This is a genomic window from Yoonia maricola, from assembly GCF_002797915.1.
In the GTDB taxonomy this organism is placed as follows: domain Bacteria; phylum Pseudomonadota; class Alphaproteobacteria; order Rhodobacterales; family Rhodobacteraceae; genus Yoonia; species Yoonia maricola.
In genome coordinates this window covers 109,568-124,506 of sequence record NZ_PGTY01000003.1, presented here as the reverse complement: position 1 = coordinate 124,506, position 14,939 = coordinate 109,568, and the positions used below count along the sequence as shown (strand labels likewise).

The 14,939-nt window shown below is 57.1% G+C and carries 19 protein-coding genes; 10 read left to right on the top strand and 9 right to left on the bottom strand.

The annotated features are described in order from the left end of the window. The first annotated feature begins 91 nt into the window (after nucleotides 1–91). Nucleotides 92–979, top strand: coding sequence for a fatty acid desaturase (locus BC777_RS14830; protein ID WP_100368987.1), 888 nt, complete (start codon nucleotides 92–94; stop codon nucleotides 977–979). Nucleotides 980–1,002: 23 nt separating this feature from the next. Further along, complete coding sequence (locus BC777_RS14825) at nucleotides 1,003–1,905, top strand: DMT family transporter (RefSeq protein WP_100368986.1); 903 nt, start codon at nucleotides 1,003–1,005, stop codon at nucleotides 1,903–1,905. On the opposite strand, the gene BC777_RS14820 is transcribed toward BC777_RS14825, so the two are convergent. After that, complete coding sequence (locus BC777_RS14820) at nucleotides 1,902–2,612, bottom strand: NUDIX hydrolase (RefSeq protein ID WP_100368985.1); 711 nt, start codon at nucleotides 2,610–2,612, stop codon at nucleotides 1,902–1,904. The two genes, BC777_RS14825 and BC777_RS14820, sit on opposite strands and share 4 nt — an antisense overlap. Continuing rightward, nucleotides 2,590–2,979, bottom strand: a complete 390-nt coding sequence (locus BC777_RS14815) for a DUF983 domain-containing protein (RefSeq protein WP_100368984.1) — start codon at nucleotides 2,977–2,979, stop codon at nucleotides 2,590–2,592. The genes BC777_RS14820 and BC777_RS14815 overlap by 23 nt, the downstream gene beginning before the upstream one ends. 178 nt (nucleotides 2,980–3,157) lie before the next feature. Between BC777_RS14815 and BC777_RS14810 the strand changes: the two genes are divergently transcribed. The 4 genes from BC777_RS14810 (at nucleotide 3,158) to BC777_RS14795 (ending at nucleotide 5,120) form a co-directional block, all read left to right on the top strand. Continuing rightward, a complete protein-coding gene (locus BC777_RS14810; protein ID WP_100368983.1) occupies nucleotides 3,158–3,625 on the top strand; it encodes an EF-hand domain-containing protein in 468 nt (155 codons plus the stop codon). A 74-nt stretch (nucleotides 3,626–3,699) separates the two neighbouring features. Continuing rightward, a complete protein-coding gene (locus BC777_RS14805) occupies nucleotides 3,700–4,293 on the top strand; it encodes an RNA polymerase sigma factor (protein ID WP_100368982.1) in 594 nt (197 codons plus the stop codon). Then, a complete protein-coding gene (locus tag BC777_RS14800) occupies nucleotides 4,274–4,636 on the top strand; it encodes a hypothetical protein (RefSeq protein WP_100368981.1) in 363 nt (120 codons plus the stop codon). The genes BC777_RS14805 and BC777_RS14800 overlap by 20 nt, the downstream gene beginning before the upstream one ends. Beyond that, complete coding sequence (locus tag BC777_RS14795; RefSeq protein WP_100368980.1) at nucleotides 4,629–5,120, top strand: periplasmic heavy metal sensor; 492 nt, start codon at nucleotides 4,629–4,631, stop codon at nucleotides 5,118–5,120. Before BC777_RS14800 ends, BC777_RS14795 begins: the two co-directional genes overlap by 8 nt. On the opposite strand, the gene BC777_RS14790 is transcribed toward BC777_RS14795, so the two are convergent. Further along, nucleotides 5,109–6,500, bottom strand: a complete 1,392-nt coding sequence (locus tag BC777_RS14790) for a diguanylate cyclase (protein WP_100368979.1) — start codon at nucleotides 6,498–6,500, stop codon at nucleotides 5,109–5,111. The genes BC777_RS14795 and BC777_RS14790 overlap by 12 nt on opposite strands. A 96-nt stretch (nucleotides 6,501–6,596) precedes the next feature. On the opposite strand from BC777_RS14790, the gene BC777_RS14785 reads away from it, so the two are divergent. From BC777_RS14785 to BC777_RS14770, 4 genes are all read left to right on the top strand, one after another. Then, nucleotides 6,597–6,875, top strand: coding sequence for a DUF3572 domain-containing protein (locus BC777_RS14785; protein WP_100368978.1), 279 nt, complete (start codon nucleotides 6,597–6,599; stop codon nucleotides 6,873–6,875). Nucleotides 6,876–6,965: 90 nt separating this feature from the next. After that, the gene (locus tag BC777_RS14780; RefSeq protein ID WP_100368977.1) at nucleotides 6,966–7,670 is read left to right on the top strand and encodes an HAD family hydrolase; all 705 of its coding nucleotides are present in this window, start codon (nucleotides 6,966–6,968) and stop codon (nucleotides 7,668–7,670) included. An 83-nt stretch (nucleotides 7,671–7,753) separates the two neighbouring features. Beyond that, on the top strand, nucleotides 7,754–9,313 hold the full coding sequence (locus BC777_RS14775; protein ID WP_100368976.1) for a trimethylamine methyltransferase family protein: 1,560 nt from the start codon (nucleotides 7,754–7,756) through the stop codon (nucleotides 9,311–9,313). 198 nt (nucleotides 9,314–9,511) lie between these two features. Continuing rightward, nucleotides 9,512–9,988, top strand: coding sequence for a CAP domain-containing protein (locus tag BC777_RS14770; RefSeq protein ID WP_100368975.1), 477 nt, complete (start codon nucleotides 9,512–9,514; stop codon nucleotides 9,986–9,988). A 15-nt stretch (nucleotides 9,989–10,003) separates the two neighbouring features. Here BC777_RS14770 and dtd read toward each other — a convergent pair whose 3' ends face one another. The 6 genes from dtd to BC777_RS14740 form a co-directional block, all read right to left on the bottom strand. Beyond that, the gene (dtd, locus tag BC777_RS14765; protein ID WP_100368974.1) at nucleotides 10,004–10,441 is read right to left on the bottom strand and encodes a D-aminoacyl-tRNA deacylase; all 438 of its coding nucleotides are present in this window, start codon (nucleotides 10,439–10,441) and stop codon (nucleotides 10,004–10,006) included. Beyond that, a complete protein-coding gene (locus BC777_RS14760) occupies nucleotides 10,438–11,343 on the bottom strand; it encodes a carbohydrate kinase family protein (RefSeq protein ID WP_100368973.1) in 906 nt (301 codons plus the stop codon). Before BC777_RS14760 ends, dtd begins: the two co-directional genes overlap by 4 nt. 17 nt (nucleotides 11,344–11,360) lie before the next feature. Further along, on the bottom strand, nucleotides 11,361–12,455 hold the full coding sequence (locus BC777_RS14755) for a TFIIB-type zinc ribbon-containing protein (RefSeq protein WP_100368972.1): 1,095 nt from the start codon (nucleotides 12,453–12,455) through the stop codon (nucleotides 11,361–11,363). Beyond that, the gene (locus tag BC777_RS14750; protein ID WP_100368971.1) at nucleotides 12,456–12,878 is read right to left on the bottom strand and encodes a hypothetical protein; all 423 of its coding nucleotides are present in this window, start codon (nucleotides 12,876–12,878) and stop codon (nucleotides 12,456–12,458) included. Next, nucleotides 12,875–13,981 carry an SPFH domain-containing protein gene (locus tag BC777_RS14745; protein ID WP_100368970.1) on the bottom strand — a complete coding sequence of 369 codons (1,107 nt, stop codon included), beginning with the start codon at nucleotides 13,979–13,981 and terminating at the stop codon, nucleotides 12,875–12,877. The genes BC777_RS14750 and BC777_RS14745 overlap by 4 nt, the downstream gene beginning before the upstream one ends. 118 nt (nucleotides 13,982–14,099) lie before the next feature. Next, entirely contained in the window at nucleotides 14,100–14,936 is an 837-nt protein-coding gene (locus BC777_RS14740) for a hypothetical protein (RefSeq protein ID WP_100368969.1), read from the bottom strand. Nucleotides 14,937–14,939 lie beyond the last annotated feature (3 nt).

Genomic DNA, 14,939 nt, shown 5'->3' with positions numbered 1-14,939 from the left:
ATCAGCATAGCAGAAATTAATCACGTTTTGATGGTTTTGTGAACTACTCTCAGAATGGTTGACCCATGCTGGGTCGCATAATTTCTGCCATATGGAACAGAGAACAGAACGCCCCCGCACAAAGACGGAGTGGCCAACGATACTACTGATCATTGCGTGTTACGCCCTATGGGCCTTGGCTTTGTGGATCCTGCCATTCTGGAGCGGCATTCCAATCGCGGCCTTGACGATCGCGTTGCATGCGTCGTTGCAGCACGAGGTTATTCACGGCCATCCATTCGCGCGGGCATGGCTGAATGATCTGATCATCTGGCCACCTTTGACCCTGTTCATCCCCTATACCCGCTACAAGGCAACCCACCTTGCGCACCACCATGATGAAGTCATTACTGATCCCTTTGACGATCCGGAAAGCAACTATCTGGATATGGGTCTGTGGGAACGCTTGCCACGGCCATTGCAAATCATCTTGCATACCAACAACACCATCGCCGGGCGGCTGACGCTGGGGCCGTTGATTGGTACTATTGCCTTTGCGGTCAGTGAGTGGCGTAAACGCGACGCTGCGTTGATGCGCGGATGGCTGATCCATCTGCCGGCGGTCACAGTGGTATTGGCCCTTGTCTGGTTGTCACCCATGCCGCTTTGGGCTTACGTCGTCGCCGCCTATCTTGGCATGTCGGTCCTGAAACTGCGCACCTTCCTTGAGCACCAAGCGCATGAACGCGCCAGTGGACGCAGCGTGATTGTTGAGAAAGGTGGCATCTTTGCTTTTCTCTTTCTCAACAATAACCTGCATGTCGTTCACCACATGCATCCCCGCGTCGCGTGGTATGATCTGCCTGCGCTCTACAGATCGCGAAAAGATCATTATCTGCGGCGCAATGGTGGTTATTACTTTACGTCCTATCGTGAGGTGATTGGCCGGTACCTGTGGACAGCCAAAGACCCGGTCGCACACCCGCTCTGGCGGCGGTAGCATTTTGTGGGCATAGGGGACGAATGGAACTCTGGATCCCCATCACCATTGGCGCTGCCACCGCCCAGACCCTGCGGTTCATGCTGCAAAAGCGGTTGAAGGGCATGGCGCTTTCGACGGCAGGGGCCACCTTTGCGCGGTTTATCTATTCGTCACCTTTGGTCGCAGTTATCGCGATCACATATGCAAACATTTCAGGGCAAGGGATGCCCTATATCCCACCGGCGTTCTGGCCTTATGCGATTGCGGGCGGCACGTCGCAAATTTTGGCGACGATGTGTGTGGTCGCACTGTTCAGCCACCGCAACTTTGCCGTTGGGATCACGTTCAAAAAGACCGAAGTGCTGCTTAGCGCGCTTTTTGGCTTCCTTATTCTGGGCGATACTTTCACCACGCTGACAGTCCTTGCAATGTTGATCGGGCTGGCGGGGGTCTTGCTTCTGTCGGATCCGCCGGGGGGTGTTGGCCCTTGGCACCAACGTATCTTTAACCGCGCCACTGCACTGGGGCTTGGGGCGGGTATGCTGTTTGGCATTTCAGGAAACGGCTATCGCGGGGCATCACTGTCATTGGCCGATGGCGATGTGTTTTACAGGGCAATCATCACGCTGGCACTGGTCACGGCTTTTCAGACACTTGCGATGGCGCTGTGGCTGGCATGGCGCGAACGAGGCGAGATTGCCCGCGTGCTGGCGTCGTGGCGCGTGGCGGGGCTGGTGGGTATCACCAGCATGATCGGGTCGATCTGCTGGTTCACCGCGTTCACTTTGCAAAACGCGGCTTATGTCAATGCGGTTGGGCAGATTGAACTGCTGTTTTCGCTGATGGTCGGGGCATTCGTGTTTGGTGAAAAAGTAACAGTGCGCGAATGGCAGGGCTTGGGTTTGTTGACGGTCAGTATCATCATGCTGGTCCTGCTGCTTTAAAGCGGGCTGCGGCCATCCAAGCGGCTGACCAGATGCGCCTCATCGTCATTGCGAAAGAACGGCACGTTGGCGGGCGGACCGCCACGTTTGATGTGGCTGATCAATTCGGCCAGCACGATTTGGGTGATGAAGGGCAGATCGTAGCTGCGCGCCTCTGCCAGTGGGACCCATTGCAGATGTGCTAACTCATCCTCGGCATTCGAGAAATCATCAGGGTCGGTCCGCAATTGTGCAGCGTCAGTAAGAAAGAACCGTGCATCAAAGCGGCGCGGGCGGCCTGCGGGGGTGACAGCGCGAAAGAACACCTGCAACGCAGCGGCATTGGGGATATGACCGGTCGCTGCGAAACCGCGCCAGCCTTGGGGCGGGTCACGCCAATCGCCCGGATGACCAAGAATCTGTCCGGTTTCTTCCCAAAGCTCGCGTATGGCAGCCGCAGCAAGCGCGCTTGCCGAAAGGCGGCTTTCGCTGGCAAGGCGTGCTGTATCCAGATCAGTAAGTGCGGTTGCGGGAACTGTTGCGTCATTGGCGTCCACGGCACCACCAGGAAATACGAATTTGCCGGGCAGAAACGCGGCAGAGGCACCGCGCTGCCCCATCAGGACGGCCGGTCGCTTGTCGTGATCGCGCAGCACGATAATCGTCGCGGCATCTCTGATCGCGGATTTGTCGATCGGTTCGTCCTCAACCGTTGTGGCCGAACCCATGCATCCGGCGCGCCCATTGAATGGCAACAACCATGCCCTTCATGCGCGGCAAAAGATAGAGCGAGAGTGCGACCGCTCCGATGGTCAGGGACGTGGCCATGACCCAGGGTTCTGGTCGGAACTGGACCCACATAAAGTGGATGACAAAGCCAAGGATGTGACCGACCAGCAGGATTGTCAGATAGGCAGGGCCATCGTCAGCGCGGTGATGGAACAGTTCTTCATCGCACGAAGGGCAGGTATCGGCGACCTTGAGATATTTGACAAAAAGACGGCCCTCACCACAGCTAGGGCATTTGCAGCGCAAGCCACGCAGCATGGCAGGTTTGGTCGGGCGATCATCGATATGCGCTTCAGCGTTGGACATAGGCGTGCTCCATCCTGATGCTCTTCACATGCCCCATTGGCGTTCCTTTGAAAAGGGGGTGCATGCCTTGGCGTCAACCTAAAATTTCACAGACCCAACGACGGAACTGCAAAACATGCGCGTTGAAGGAGGGTAAGCAGCGCACAAACGCTGTGAAAAACTGGATAAGGAAACAACAATGAAGACCAAGATTTTGATGGTAGCGCTTCTTTCAGGCCTCGTGATGACATCCGGAGCAGTGCAGGCGCAACAAGAGCGCGAACGACCAGATTTTGAAACGCTCGACCTGAACGGTGACGGTGCTTTGACGCTGGATGAGATGCAAAGCCGTGGTGAGGCGCGCTTTGCTGATCTGGATACGGACGGCGACGGCGCATTGTCGGTTGAAGAAATGACCGCGCAAGCGAATGCCCGTGCCGAAGAGCGTGCAACCACCATGATTGAACGTTTTGACGACAATGGTGATGGTCTATTGCAGGAAGACGAAATGCCAACACGGCAAGAACGCCGCGCTGCACGGATATTTGACCGGGTAGACGCGGATGGTGATGGCTCAATTTCTGCTGAAGAGTTCACTCAGGCGCAAGAGCGCATGGGCGAACGTGACGGTGAGCGCCGTGGCTCTGGCCCCCGCGACCGGGGCTAAGCAGCAGTTGGCAGGGGGCGCCTCAACCCCCTGCCAATTGCCACTCAGGCTGAAGTTGGCTAGCAATACCACACATGAACGCATCGCTAGATCCTTTCGCGGGCGCCCCGGACGAGGCGCTCTTGGTCGCATACGCCAATGGCGATGGGCATGCGGCACGGCTTTTGACCGCGCGCCTTTTGCCGCGCATTCTTGCGCAGGCCACCCGGATGCTGGGCACCCGGACAGAAGCCGAGGACGTTGCCCAAGATGCGATGATGCGCTTGTGGAAAATCGCACCCGACTGGCGCAGCGGCGAGGCGCAGGTGACTACCTGGCTTTACCGTGTCGTGTCCAATCTTTGTACCGACCGGCTGCGCAAACGGCGCGGCGGGGTGTCGCTCGACCAGGTAGCAGAGCCTTTGGATACAACGCCCAGCGTCGCGGCGCAGATGCAGACAAAAGCGCGTATGACCGCGCTGTCGGATGCTTTGGCGGAATTGCCGGAACGGCAAGCGCAAGCGGTGTCGCTGCGACACCTCGAGGGGTTATCTAACCCCGAGATTGCGCAAATCATGGACATTAGCGTGCGGTCCGTGGAAAGTTTGACAGCACGCGGGAAACGGGCCCTTGCCGATATCATGGCAGGGCGGAAGGCAGAACTGGGGTATGATGATGAACCCGCATGATGACATGCTAGACGATCTTTTTGCGATGGCGCGTGGTGAAAAACCGGTGCCGGGCGATGATCTGGTGGCGCGCGTGCTCGCGGATGCCGATGCGATACAGCCGGGTGTTGTCACTGCCGCCACCACCTCGCAAAAAGGACTGTGGCCACGATTGTTGGAGGCCGTGGGCGGATGGCCTGCGATCAGTGGGTTAGCGGCGGCGACCGTTGCCGGGATCTGGGTTGGTATTGCCCCACCATCCTCGGTCGAGGATATGACCGCGTCCTGGATCGGTGATGAGGTGCATGTCAGTCTGTTCTCTGCGGATCTGATGCTTGATGAAGGGGCATTGCCTGATGGCTGAAGAGAAACAAAGCGCAGTACGCCCTAGTCGGCTTTGGCGATCTGTGCTGGTGATTTCATTGGCGCTGAACCTTGCCGTTGTCGGTTTGGTTATCGGCTTGGCAACATCTGGACGGCTGGGCGATGGGCCGCCGCGCAGTTTCAGTCTGGGTCTGGGTCCGGTGTCGCAGGCACTTGAACCAGAGGAGCGCCACCGTATTGGGCGCCGTTTGCGCGAAGACCGCAACTTGCGCGACCTTGATTTGCGCAGTAGCGCCAACCAAATGGTTGCGACATTGCGCGAAGAGCCATTTGATCCTGATGCATTCCGCGCACTGTTGGATGAACAAACAGCGCAGATGGCCGCTTTTCGCGCTGTGGCACAGACGGCAGCGCTTGAGCAGATTGTGCGCATGACGCCAGAGCGTAGACAAGCCTTCGCAGATCAGCTGATGGAAGAACTTTCCAAAGAAAAGCCGTCGCGCGAACGTAATTCAGGCGGCTGATTTACTCATCGCGACTTGGTCACGGCCAGCGGATTTGGCGGCGTAAAGTGCCCGATCCGCCTGATCGCACATCTTGTTCACGGCGATCGTCTCGGTCTTTGTTTGCCCACTGACAGCCACCCCAACTGAAACGGTCATCTTGATGGCGGGCAGATCATCGCCCAATTCAAAAGGCGTTGTATTCACCAATGCGCGTAACCGATCTGCCGCCAGCCGCGCATCAATGACCGATGTGCCGGGCATAGCGACCAGGAATTCTTCGCCCCCCATGCGCGCAACAAGATCCACCGCGCGTAGATTTTCGCGCAAGCGGTCTGCCAGTTCCACCAAAACCCGGTCACCTGCTGCATGACCATGGGTGTCATTCACAGCTTTGAAATGATCGATATCAATCATCATAACGGCCAACTCGCGCTTTGATTTGCGGGACTGTTCGGCCAGACGAGCAAGGTGCGGTTCCACGTAACGGCGGTTGAAAAGACCAGTGAGCGGGTCGGTGACGGCTGCATTCAGGCCATTGCGCACGGTGTCGCGCAGTTTGTCATGTTTGCGCTTGCGCGCGATGAGGCGCTTCGCCCGCAGGGTGATTTCTGCAGTGTCACCGGTGTTGGGCATCACGTCATCGGCGCCCAGATCAAGAAACATCGCCGCAATTTCCGGTTTGTCGCTGGGGACCACGACCAATTGCATTGCCAACCGCGTTTGCGCCCGCGCCCGCAAGTCGGAGACCAACCCGAAAAGCCCGCCTTGCCCGACGTCCGTGTCGCTCGCATCAACAACAAATAAATCGTGTAATGTCTGTGTATCTTGTGACTGCAACGCATCACATGGGCTCAAGCTATGAATGGTGCTGTGCAGCCCTTCTTGCAGCGCGGTTTTCAGGCCATCGCTTGTTGACCCACTGGCAGCCAGTACGGCGACCTTCGCGGCCCCGTCAAAGTCAGTGCGATTCTCTTCGAACCCCAGCGCCCGGCTGGTCCCTTCGCGCAATTGCAATTCTTCACTGGTGCTACGCACCCGCAACATGCTGCGGATACGAGCCAGCAACAGCGCATCATTCACCGGATAAGGCAGCACATCATCCGCACCGGCATCAAGTGCCGCAAACCGCGCCCTCGAGGTATCTGCCACGCCCACCGCAATGATCGAAATTGTTGCTGTGTCTCGTGCACGGCGCAGATCATGACAAAGGCTGTGTTGGTCCAGAACATCGTCTGACAGGTTCATTAAAATGAGATCTGGGCGGTTTTCGTCGATGATGCGCAATGCCTCTTTCTTGCTCGCACAAGCATCTACGGCGAATTGCGCCGCTAACATTTTTACTTTCAACACGATCCTGTTTGTCGCAACAGTGTCTATGATCAGTACCCGGCCCGGCATTTCTTGCCCCTATCTCAGAGCCCATGGCTCGATTCCATGCCATCAATGTCCGGGCTAATGGTTAAGAAACGGTTTCCGCCAACGTAAGGAAGATGAATGCAACAAGAACAGGCCGAGGTAATTGCCCTTCAGGGCTTGGCATGGCTGGCCGCAAACGATGAATTATACCCCATTTTTCTGGGGGCTTCGGGCGGTTCAGTCGATGATCTGCGTGACCGCGCCACCGATCTAGCCTTTCAAGCCGCCGTACTGGAGTTCATTACGATGGACGACGCCTGGGTTGTCGCATTTTGCGACAGTATTGGGCTGGGATATGATCAGCCCTTGCGCGCCCGCTATGCCCTGCCGGGTGCAGAAAGCGTCCATTGGACATGAGATTTGGGGCAGTGACCCGGATGTCTTGGGCTATTGATACAGCCGGGCAGGTCAGGCCCCCGAAAATGCGCAACAAGGTGTAACAGGCAGATGATCAAAGGCATTATCTTCGACAAGGACGGGACGTTATTTGATTACGACGCAACATGGGGGGCATGGACCCGGCAGATGTTGGAGGCCGAGACCGGCGGCGATCCGGTTTTGTTTGAACGGTTGGCGGATGTTTTGGGCTATGACGCGGCGACGGCGACATTCCGTCCCGATAGTATGGTGATTGCGTCGACCGCCGGAGAACTGGCAGACATGATCCAATCGGTTCTGCCTGAGGTGGAGACGGGTGCTTTGCTGTCGCGCATGAATGCGGCCGCAGCGGAGGTCCCCCAGATTGAAGTTGTACCGCTGCAAACATATTTCACGGGCCTACGCGCCTTGGGCCTACGTCTGGGCATCGCCACCAATGACGCCGAGGCACCGGCCCGCGCACATTTGGACCGGGCGGGCGTGACGGCGCATTTCGATTTTATTGCAGGCTATGATAGCGGGTACGGGGGCAAACCGGCCCCCGGCCAGCTCCAGATCTTTTGCGCGCAGACCGGGCTGGAGCCGGCGCATTGCCTGATGGTGGGTGACAGCACGCATGATTTGCGTGCGGGGCAGGCGGCAGGGATGCGCACAGTCGGGGTTTTGACCGGGCCTGCCGCAACGGCTGAACTTGCTCCTTTCGCGGATGTTGTCTTGCCAGATATCGGGGCGATACCGGACTGGCTGATAGCAGAAAATCTATTTGCGCATTGAAACCGACACCATGTGTCGGTTTTCCGTCATCACCTGCCACCGTGCTTTGCAATGCTGATCCTCGATAAACGAGGAATGGACCCATGGCAGATGGCAACAAACCACGCAGGCGTGGCGGTGGGCGCGCAGGGGCGGCGCACAGGCGGGGGACTGCCGCGATTGAACAGATGCCATGGCGTGTCCCCGTCAATACAGATCGCCCGACAGAGCCTTTGGGCGCAGACGGCGTACAGGCGATCCATGATGGGGCGATGCGTATTCTCGAAGAGATCGGGATTGAATTCCTCAACGAAGAGGCCCTTGCGATCTTCAAAGAGGCAGGCTGCACCGTCAATGGCACCAATGTGCGGATGGGCCGTGATTGGGTCATGGAAATGCTGGGCCATGCGCCTGAGCAATTCGACATCACGCCGCGCAATCCAGATAAGAAAATCGCGATGGGGGGCAAGCATATCCTGTTCGGGAATGTTTCATCGCCGCCGAATTACTATGATCTTGAGATCGGCAAAAAGGTCTCGGGCAGTCGCGCACAATGCGCCAATCTGCTGCGGTTAACGCAATATTTCAACTGTATCCATTTCGCAGGTGGCTATCCGGTGGAACCGGTTGATGTGCATGCCTCGGTACGTCATCTGGATGTTGTCTACGACAAGATGACGCTGACTGACAAAGTGGCCCATGCCTATTCACTGGGCAAGGAACGTGTTGAAGACGTGATGGAGATGGTCAAAATCGCAGGGGGGCTGAGTGAAGAAGACTTCGCATCCAAACCCCATATGTATACCAACATCAACTCAACCTCGCCACTCAAGCACGATGTCCCCATGATCGATGGCTGCCTGCGTTGCGTGCGCCGGGGGCAGGCGGTGATTGTGACGCCGTTCACCTTGGCGGGGGCGATGGCACCGGTCACAATGACGGGTGCGGTAACCCTGTCGATTGCCGAGGCGATCAGCGCGATTGCGCTGTTCCAATATGTACGCCCCGGCGCACCTTGCGTGATCGGAACGTTCACCAGCAACGTCGATATGAAATCCGGCGCGCCTGCTTTTGGGACGCCTGAATATATGCGGGCGACCCAGATAACCGGTCAGATGGCCCGGTTCTATGGGCTGCCGATGCGGGCGTCGGGTGTGTGTGCCGCCAATGTACCCGATGGGCAGGCCATGTGGGAGACATCGAATTCGCTGTGGTCTGCGGTGCAGTCAGGAACGAATGTGGTCTATCATGCGGCGGGTTGGCTAGAAGGTGGGCTGATCGCTTCGCCTGAGAAGTTTGTGATGGACTGCGAAGTGATCCAGATGATCCAGCGGTATATGGAACCGCAGATTGTGGCGACAGGTCCAAACGATATCGCGATTGAGGCGATCAAAGAGGTAGGCCCCAACGGGCATTTCTTTGGGATCGAACACACCCAAAAGCGCTATGAAGAGGCGTTCTATCAGCCCTTCGTGTCGGATTGGCGCAACTTTGAGGCTTGGGAAGCGGCAGGTGGTATCTGGACGGCAGAGCGGGCGCATCGGACGTTCAAGGATATTATCGCACAGTTTGAAGAACCACCCATGGGTGTGGCTGTGAAGGAGGAGCTCAAAGATTTTGTGGCTCGGCGCAAGGCAGAGGGCGGCGCGCCGACAGATTTCTAGGGCAAGGCTGTGGTGTTATGATGCAAGGGATCGATTTGTAAGGTGGATCATGATCCACCTTGCCTGTTGCAACGGCTTTGTTATATTTTCGACGTATTCGGCACGTAATTGCCGCCCGGATGCCGCAGCACCGCCTTAGCGTTGCCCTCATCATATGACAAATCTACCTTAGATGTAATTCGGGACGGGACAGACCAAATGAATCGCTTTGCAAGCTTTGCGGCAGCTGTGGCCTTTGCTTTTGTTGGAACAACTGCCGCTGCAGCCACCTGCGTGGCACCAACAAATGTGAACCAACTTGCAACAGAGATTGCAGCCGGTCTGAACCAAAGCCGCCGCGCGAATGGTGAAGCACCCTTGCGTTTCAACCGCAAGCTTGGCCAAGCCGCTATGGTGCATGCCTGTGATATGGGCGTGAATGGTTTCTTCGATCACCGCGGCACAGATGGTTCGCGCCCCCAGTCGCGCGTGCAGGCTGCAGGTTATGATGATTGTATCGTGGCGGAAAACCTGGCTTGGGGGTATCCCCGCTCTGAACAGATTGTAAATGGCTGGCTAAATTCCCCCGGCCACCGTCGCAATATGCTGCATCCACGCATTGAAGAGTTTGGCGTCGGTATCACCGAAGGCCCCAAGGGCCCGTATTGGGTGTTGGTCGTCGGCAAGCAGTGCTAGCGGGTTTCACCCACCCTACACATCCAGCCAAATTGTCACCGGTCCGTCGTTTGTCAGGCTTACAGCCATGTCGGCGCCGAATGATCCGGTGGCAGTTGTAATCCCCAAATCCCCCATATCCGTGATGAATTGTTCATAAAGCGCGCGTCCGATATCGGGCCTTGCCGCTGTTGAAAATCCGGGCCTGTTCCCGCGCGACGTGTCGGCGGCCAGTGTGAACTGGCTTACGATCAAGGCCGCGCCGCCCACATCCAGCAGTGATGTGTTCATTTTGCCCGCGTCATCGGGGAAGATCCGCAACTTAGTGATTTTTGCTGCCAAGGCTTTGGGCGTGGCCGGGTCATCGCCTTCCATCGCGCAGACAAGGATCAACAGTCCCTTGCCGATTTCGCCGATCACATCGCCATCCACCCGGACCGAGGCCTCAGTGACGCGCTGAATCAGCGCTCTCATAATTCGGAGGCCCAGGGTGGGTTAGCCCCCGCACGGCTGACCGTGATTGCCGCGACCTTGGCCCCAAAGGCAGCAGCAGCACGCAAACCGTCCTCGCCGGCATGTGTGATGCCATCTTTCGTCAGATGCCCGCTGGCATGCAATTGCGCCATGAACCCTGCACTAAACGTGTCGCCCGCGCCGACCGTATCAACAACTTCGGCCTTTTGGGCGGGTTCATCATAGGTGCCGTTTGCTGTCACGATGCTCACGCCTTCGCCGCCGCGGGTGAGCAAGACAACCTGTGCCCCTGTGCTGTCCAGCAGGGCCTTTGCATCGGTGTTACCAACAATCCATTCCAGATCCTCATCAGAGGTTTTGATAATATCAGCTACCCCCAACATGCGCGTCAGCCGGGCGCGATAGGCATCTTCATCTGTAATGAAGGAAGGGCGGATATTGGGATCAATCATCGTCAGCCGCTGTGGCGCTTCGCGCAGCATCATCGCCTCATAGGCAGCACCGCATGGTTCAACCACAAGGCTGATCCCCCCAAAGAACAGGGCATCAGCTTGTGTTTCGGGCAAATCCGCCTCGGACAACATCCGCCCGGCGGTGTTTTCATCATAGAAGGCATAGGATGCATGCCCGTCTGTGAGTGTGACAAAGGCAAGGGTTGTTGGCCGGTCGGAGATCGCAGCAGGGCTGCTATCGACCTGCGATGCGGTCAGCTGTGCGCGCAGGACGTCCCCAAACAGATCCGACGAGAGGCCAGAGAAGAATTGTACAGGGGCGTCCAGCCGCCCCAAAGCCACGGCCGTGTTAAACACCGATCCACCGGCATGCGGCGCAAAGGCGTTTTCACCTGCCGTCGTCTCGCGCGGCAACATATCAATCAGGGCTTCACCACAGCACAGGATCATCGGGGCACCTTCCAGTTTTACTGGCTGTTAGCGATAACAAATCCAACGCCAAGCGCAAGGATTAGTCCAAGGGTCACCGCAAAAGCAATCTTCCACGCCGAATATGGTCGCTCTCCCTGCACCCGGCCCGTCCGCCCGTTCACAACGAAACGATAGGTCTCGCCGCGGTATTTGTAAGCGGCCAACCAGATAGGCAGCAGGACATGTTTGAAGGTCACATCCCGCACGTCCGTATCCACCGAATGCACCCGCTGCGCGTCACCGCCAATGTCGTATTTCACATCCCGTTGGATCATCCGGTCCATATAGGCGCGGGCCTCCGTAAATCCGTCGGCCAGTTCCACCTGATACCCCTCGGCCCGAAACCCGGCAAGGTATTCGGGGTTGTAAGGCTCCAGCGCGGACAGATCCCAAGGTTCCAAGCCATCCGTGTATGTCTTCGGCAACGAACGTGAAGCAAGCACCAGCACATCATCAAAGAACCGCGCTACCCGGCCAGAGGCAGGCCGCCAGCGTGTCTTGCGCACCCGTACGTTGCGGCGCTTGCCGTCGCGGACGACGGTTTTGGTCACATAGTAATGCGTGCCGCGCTGGCCGGTGTAGCGGCTTTTGGTATCGGCATCGAAGGTCCAGTACGGGACATAGATGCCGTTCATCTTACGTCCTTTGCGGGCATAATCAGTCAGCCCATTTGGCGCGAACCATAAGCCGCCCAGCCATGCTGCCATCGCATCATGGGCCTGCCCTTCTTCCAGTGCGAAAGGCAGCAAGCCGCGCGGTTTGATATGCCGATGCGTGCCTGTGTCAGTAACAACCGGCGTCGCGCAAAACGGGCATTCGGCGGCGTGAATGTCAGGATCAAACTCTGTCTGTGCGCCGCAGTTGGGGCAGGCGTTGACGCGGGTTTCTTCGATGTCTTCGTCGGCCAGCCTCTGTTGCACCGCGCGCTGAAAATCAAGCTCGACAATGCTGCCTTGCCATGGTCCTGCGCCCTCGATCGCCTGTACATTGCCGCAGTGGTCGCAAGTCAGGTGATGATCGCCTGGATCAAACCGCAAATCCGACCCGCAGGTATCACAGGGAAAGCGGTGTTCGTTCTGCCCATCAGCCATCTAAAGTATCTTATGCATAAAGCGCGGCATCATCACGCGCAGCGCGCCGTCAAACAGGACATTATGCCGCCAAAAGTGAAACAAGCCATGCATGGTGCCAGCGGCAAGCAGAACAAGTAGCGCAACCCAGCCTGTATCGTGCGGCATCCATCCAACAAGGGCTGCGGCGTTCAACGCAACGGTCCCCGCCAGAACTGCGTACATGCCGCGATGCATCCACGGATAGGCCGTGCGCAGTGTACCGATCAGCTTCGGTCCCGGTTTGCACATCATGCCTTTGGCAAGCGCCATGCCAACCCAGACCGCGCCGCCCAGCACAAAGACCCAACGGACCCAAGCTTCTGACGTGCCACCTTTGACCATAGCCAGTACCAGCATCAGCGTCGACCAATGCAGCAGAATTGTCAGTCTGCGCCGTGTCATGTGCCGGGGGGTGGTGGTGGCATGATGGTGAACAGTTGGGCAAGTTCCGTCACCTCACTCGCAGCCATCCAACCGTCCTGGCCTTGGGTCCAGACCATACTATCGCGGTCCAGCTTGCCTTCGGTGACCATGCGGCCCATCGCCGCCTTTGAGAACGGACCGGTAACTTCGCCGTCTTTGGCCACATGCCAGACGTGCTCAACCGGTGGTGGTGGCGGCGTCGCTGCGGCAGGTTGCTGCTGTCCCCAAGGACCTGGGTTCATCATCATATTGCCCATCGCCATGCCCATTCCAGCACCCATACCGGCAGCCATACCACCACCCGCAGGGTTGTCAGCGGCAGCGGTCATCGCTTCAGCGGCAGAGTATTGTGTAAATTTGCCCAAATCCCCCGCGAGGCCCATGGATGTGCGCTTGTCCAACGCCTCTTCCACCGCAGGCGGCAGGCTAATGTTTTCGATATAAAGCTCTGGGATCGTCAGCCCATATTGCTTCATCGTCGGATCAATAGCCGACGCGATCAGCTTGCCCAGATCAGACGTATTCGCCGCCATATCCAGCACCGGAATGCCGGACTGTGCGATCACGCGGCTGAATTCCTGTACGATGATATTGCGGATCTGATAGCTGATCTCATCCATCGTAAATTCGCCGTCCGTGCCCACAATCTCACGCAGGAATACCGCAGGGTCCGCGACCTTGACCGTATAGGTCCCAAAGGCGCGCAGACGCGTGGGACCGAATTCGGGATCACGCACCATGATGGGGTTCTTGGTGCCCCACTTGAGGTTCGAAAACCGGGTCGTGTTGACGTAGTAAATCTCAGATTTAAAAGGGCTTTGGAAACCATGGTCCCAGTGCTGCAGGGTCGTCATGATTGGCATGTTGTTGGTTTCCAACATGTAAAGGCCGGGGGTAAAGACATCGGCCAGTTGCCCTTCATGCACAAATACCGCCGCCTGACCTTCGCGCACGGTCAGCTTGGCGCCATATTTGATCTCGTGGCCTTCACGCTCAAATCGCCAGACCATCGTGTCATGCGTGTTATCGGTCCAATGGATGACGTCGATGAATTCACCGGTCAGAAAATCGAAAATGCCCATGTTTACTACTTCTCTTAAGGTTTGACGGCAGATGTGGTCTTAGATGGAGTGGGTCGCAAGGTTGATCTATTTGCCCATGTTTGTACACATCCCAGATCAACCCTGAAAGGGTATCCATTCAACTATTCTTTGATGCCCAAGTATCCGCTTGTACGCTTTTGGCATCTTTGACGACGACCTTGAACTGCGAGAACGCGCGAACTGCCAGTAACACTATGGCGGTGAAGCCTATAATATAATGCGCAGGATCCGCGAAGTTTGATGGGAGTAGCAATAGCCACCCCGTCACAAAGATCACAAGGCGCAGGGCGCGGATAGGCAACCCACTGTGCAGGACGCCGGTGTAACGGTAGACCATATAAGGCACCCAACGCCGCAGGATTTGCGCAAGTAATAGGGCGGCACCTGCCGGCGTCAGTGAGACAAACCCGATAGGGAACCCGTATTTAAGTACTTGCAGCGGAAGATACAGAAACACTCGCGACACCTTGTCAATCCGGCTATAGGCCCAATATGTCAGCCGCAGCGCGATCAACACAGTCACCCAAATGACGGTGGCCATTAGGATACCTGAGGTCTGCATGCCCATAAAATGCCAATCAGCTGCTTGGCTGATCGCCCAGATGCCCCCGGCGCCAAAAACCGCTGCATAGACCCAAGAAACCGGTTCAGAGAATTTGTCACGCAACGCAGCAAATCGCGGCGGTGTCCTGCATTCGGATTCTATTGTGGCAGAGATCAGATCGTTCTCGTAATAGCCAACTTCGTAGATCATCCAAAAAGAGATGTGCAGCAGGGAAATTCCAATGGCACCCCAGATGGGGGTTTCCAGCACAAGTGCGAAGGCGACGAGGATGATAAGCAAGTCATCACCCAGGTTATCGAACAGAAACGATAGGCGGCCAGCCGTATTGCGCTTGCAATGAATGCAGTACTCAAAAGGATATTGCGGCATTGG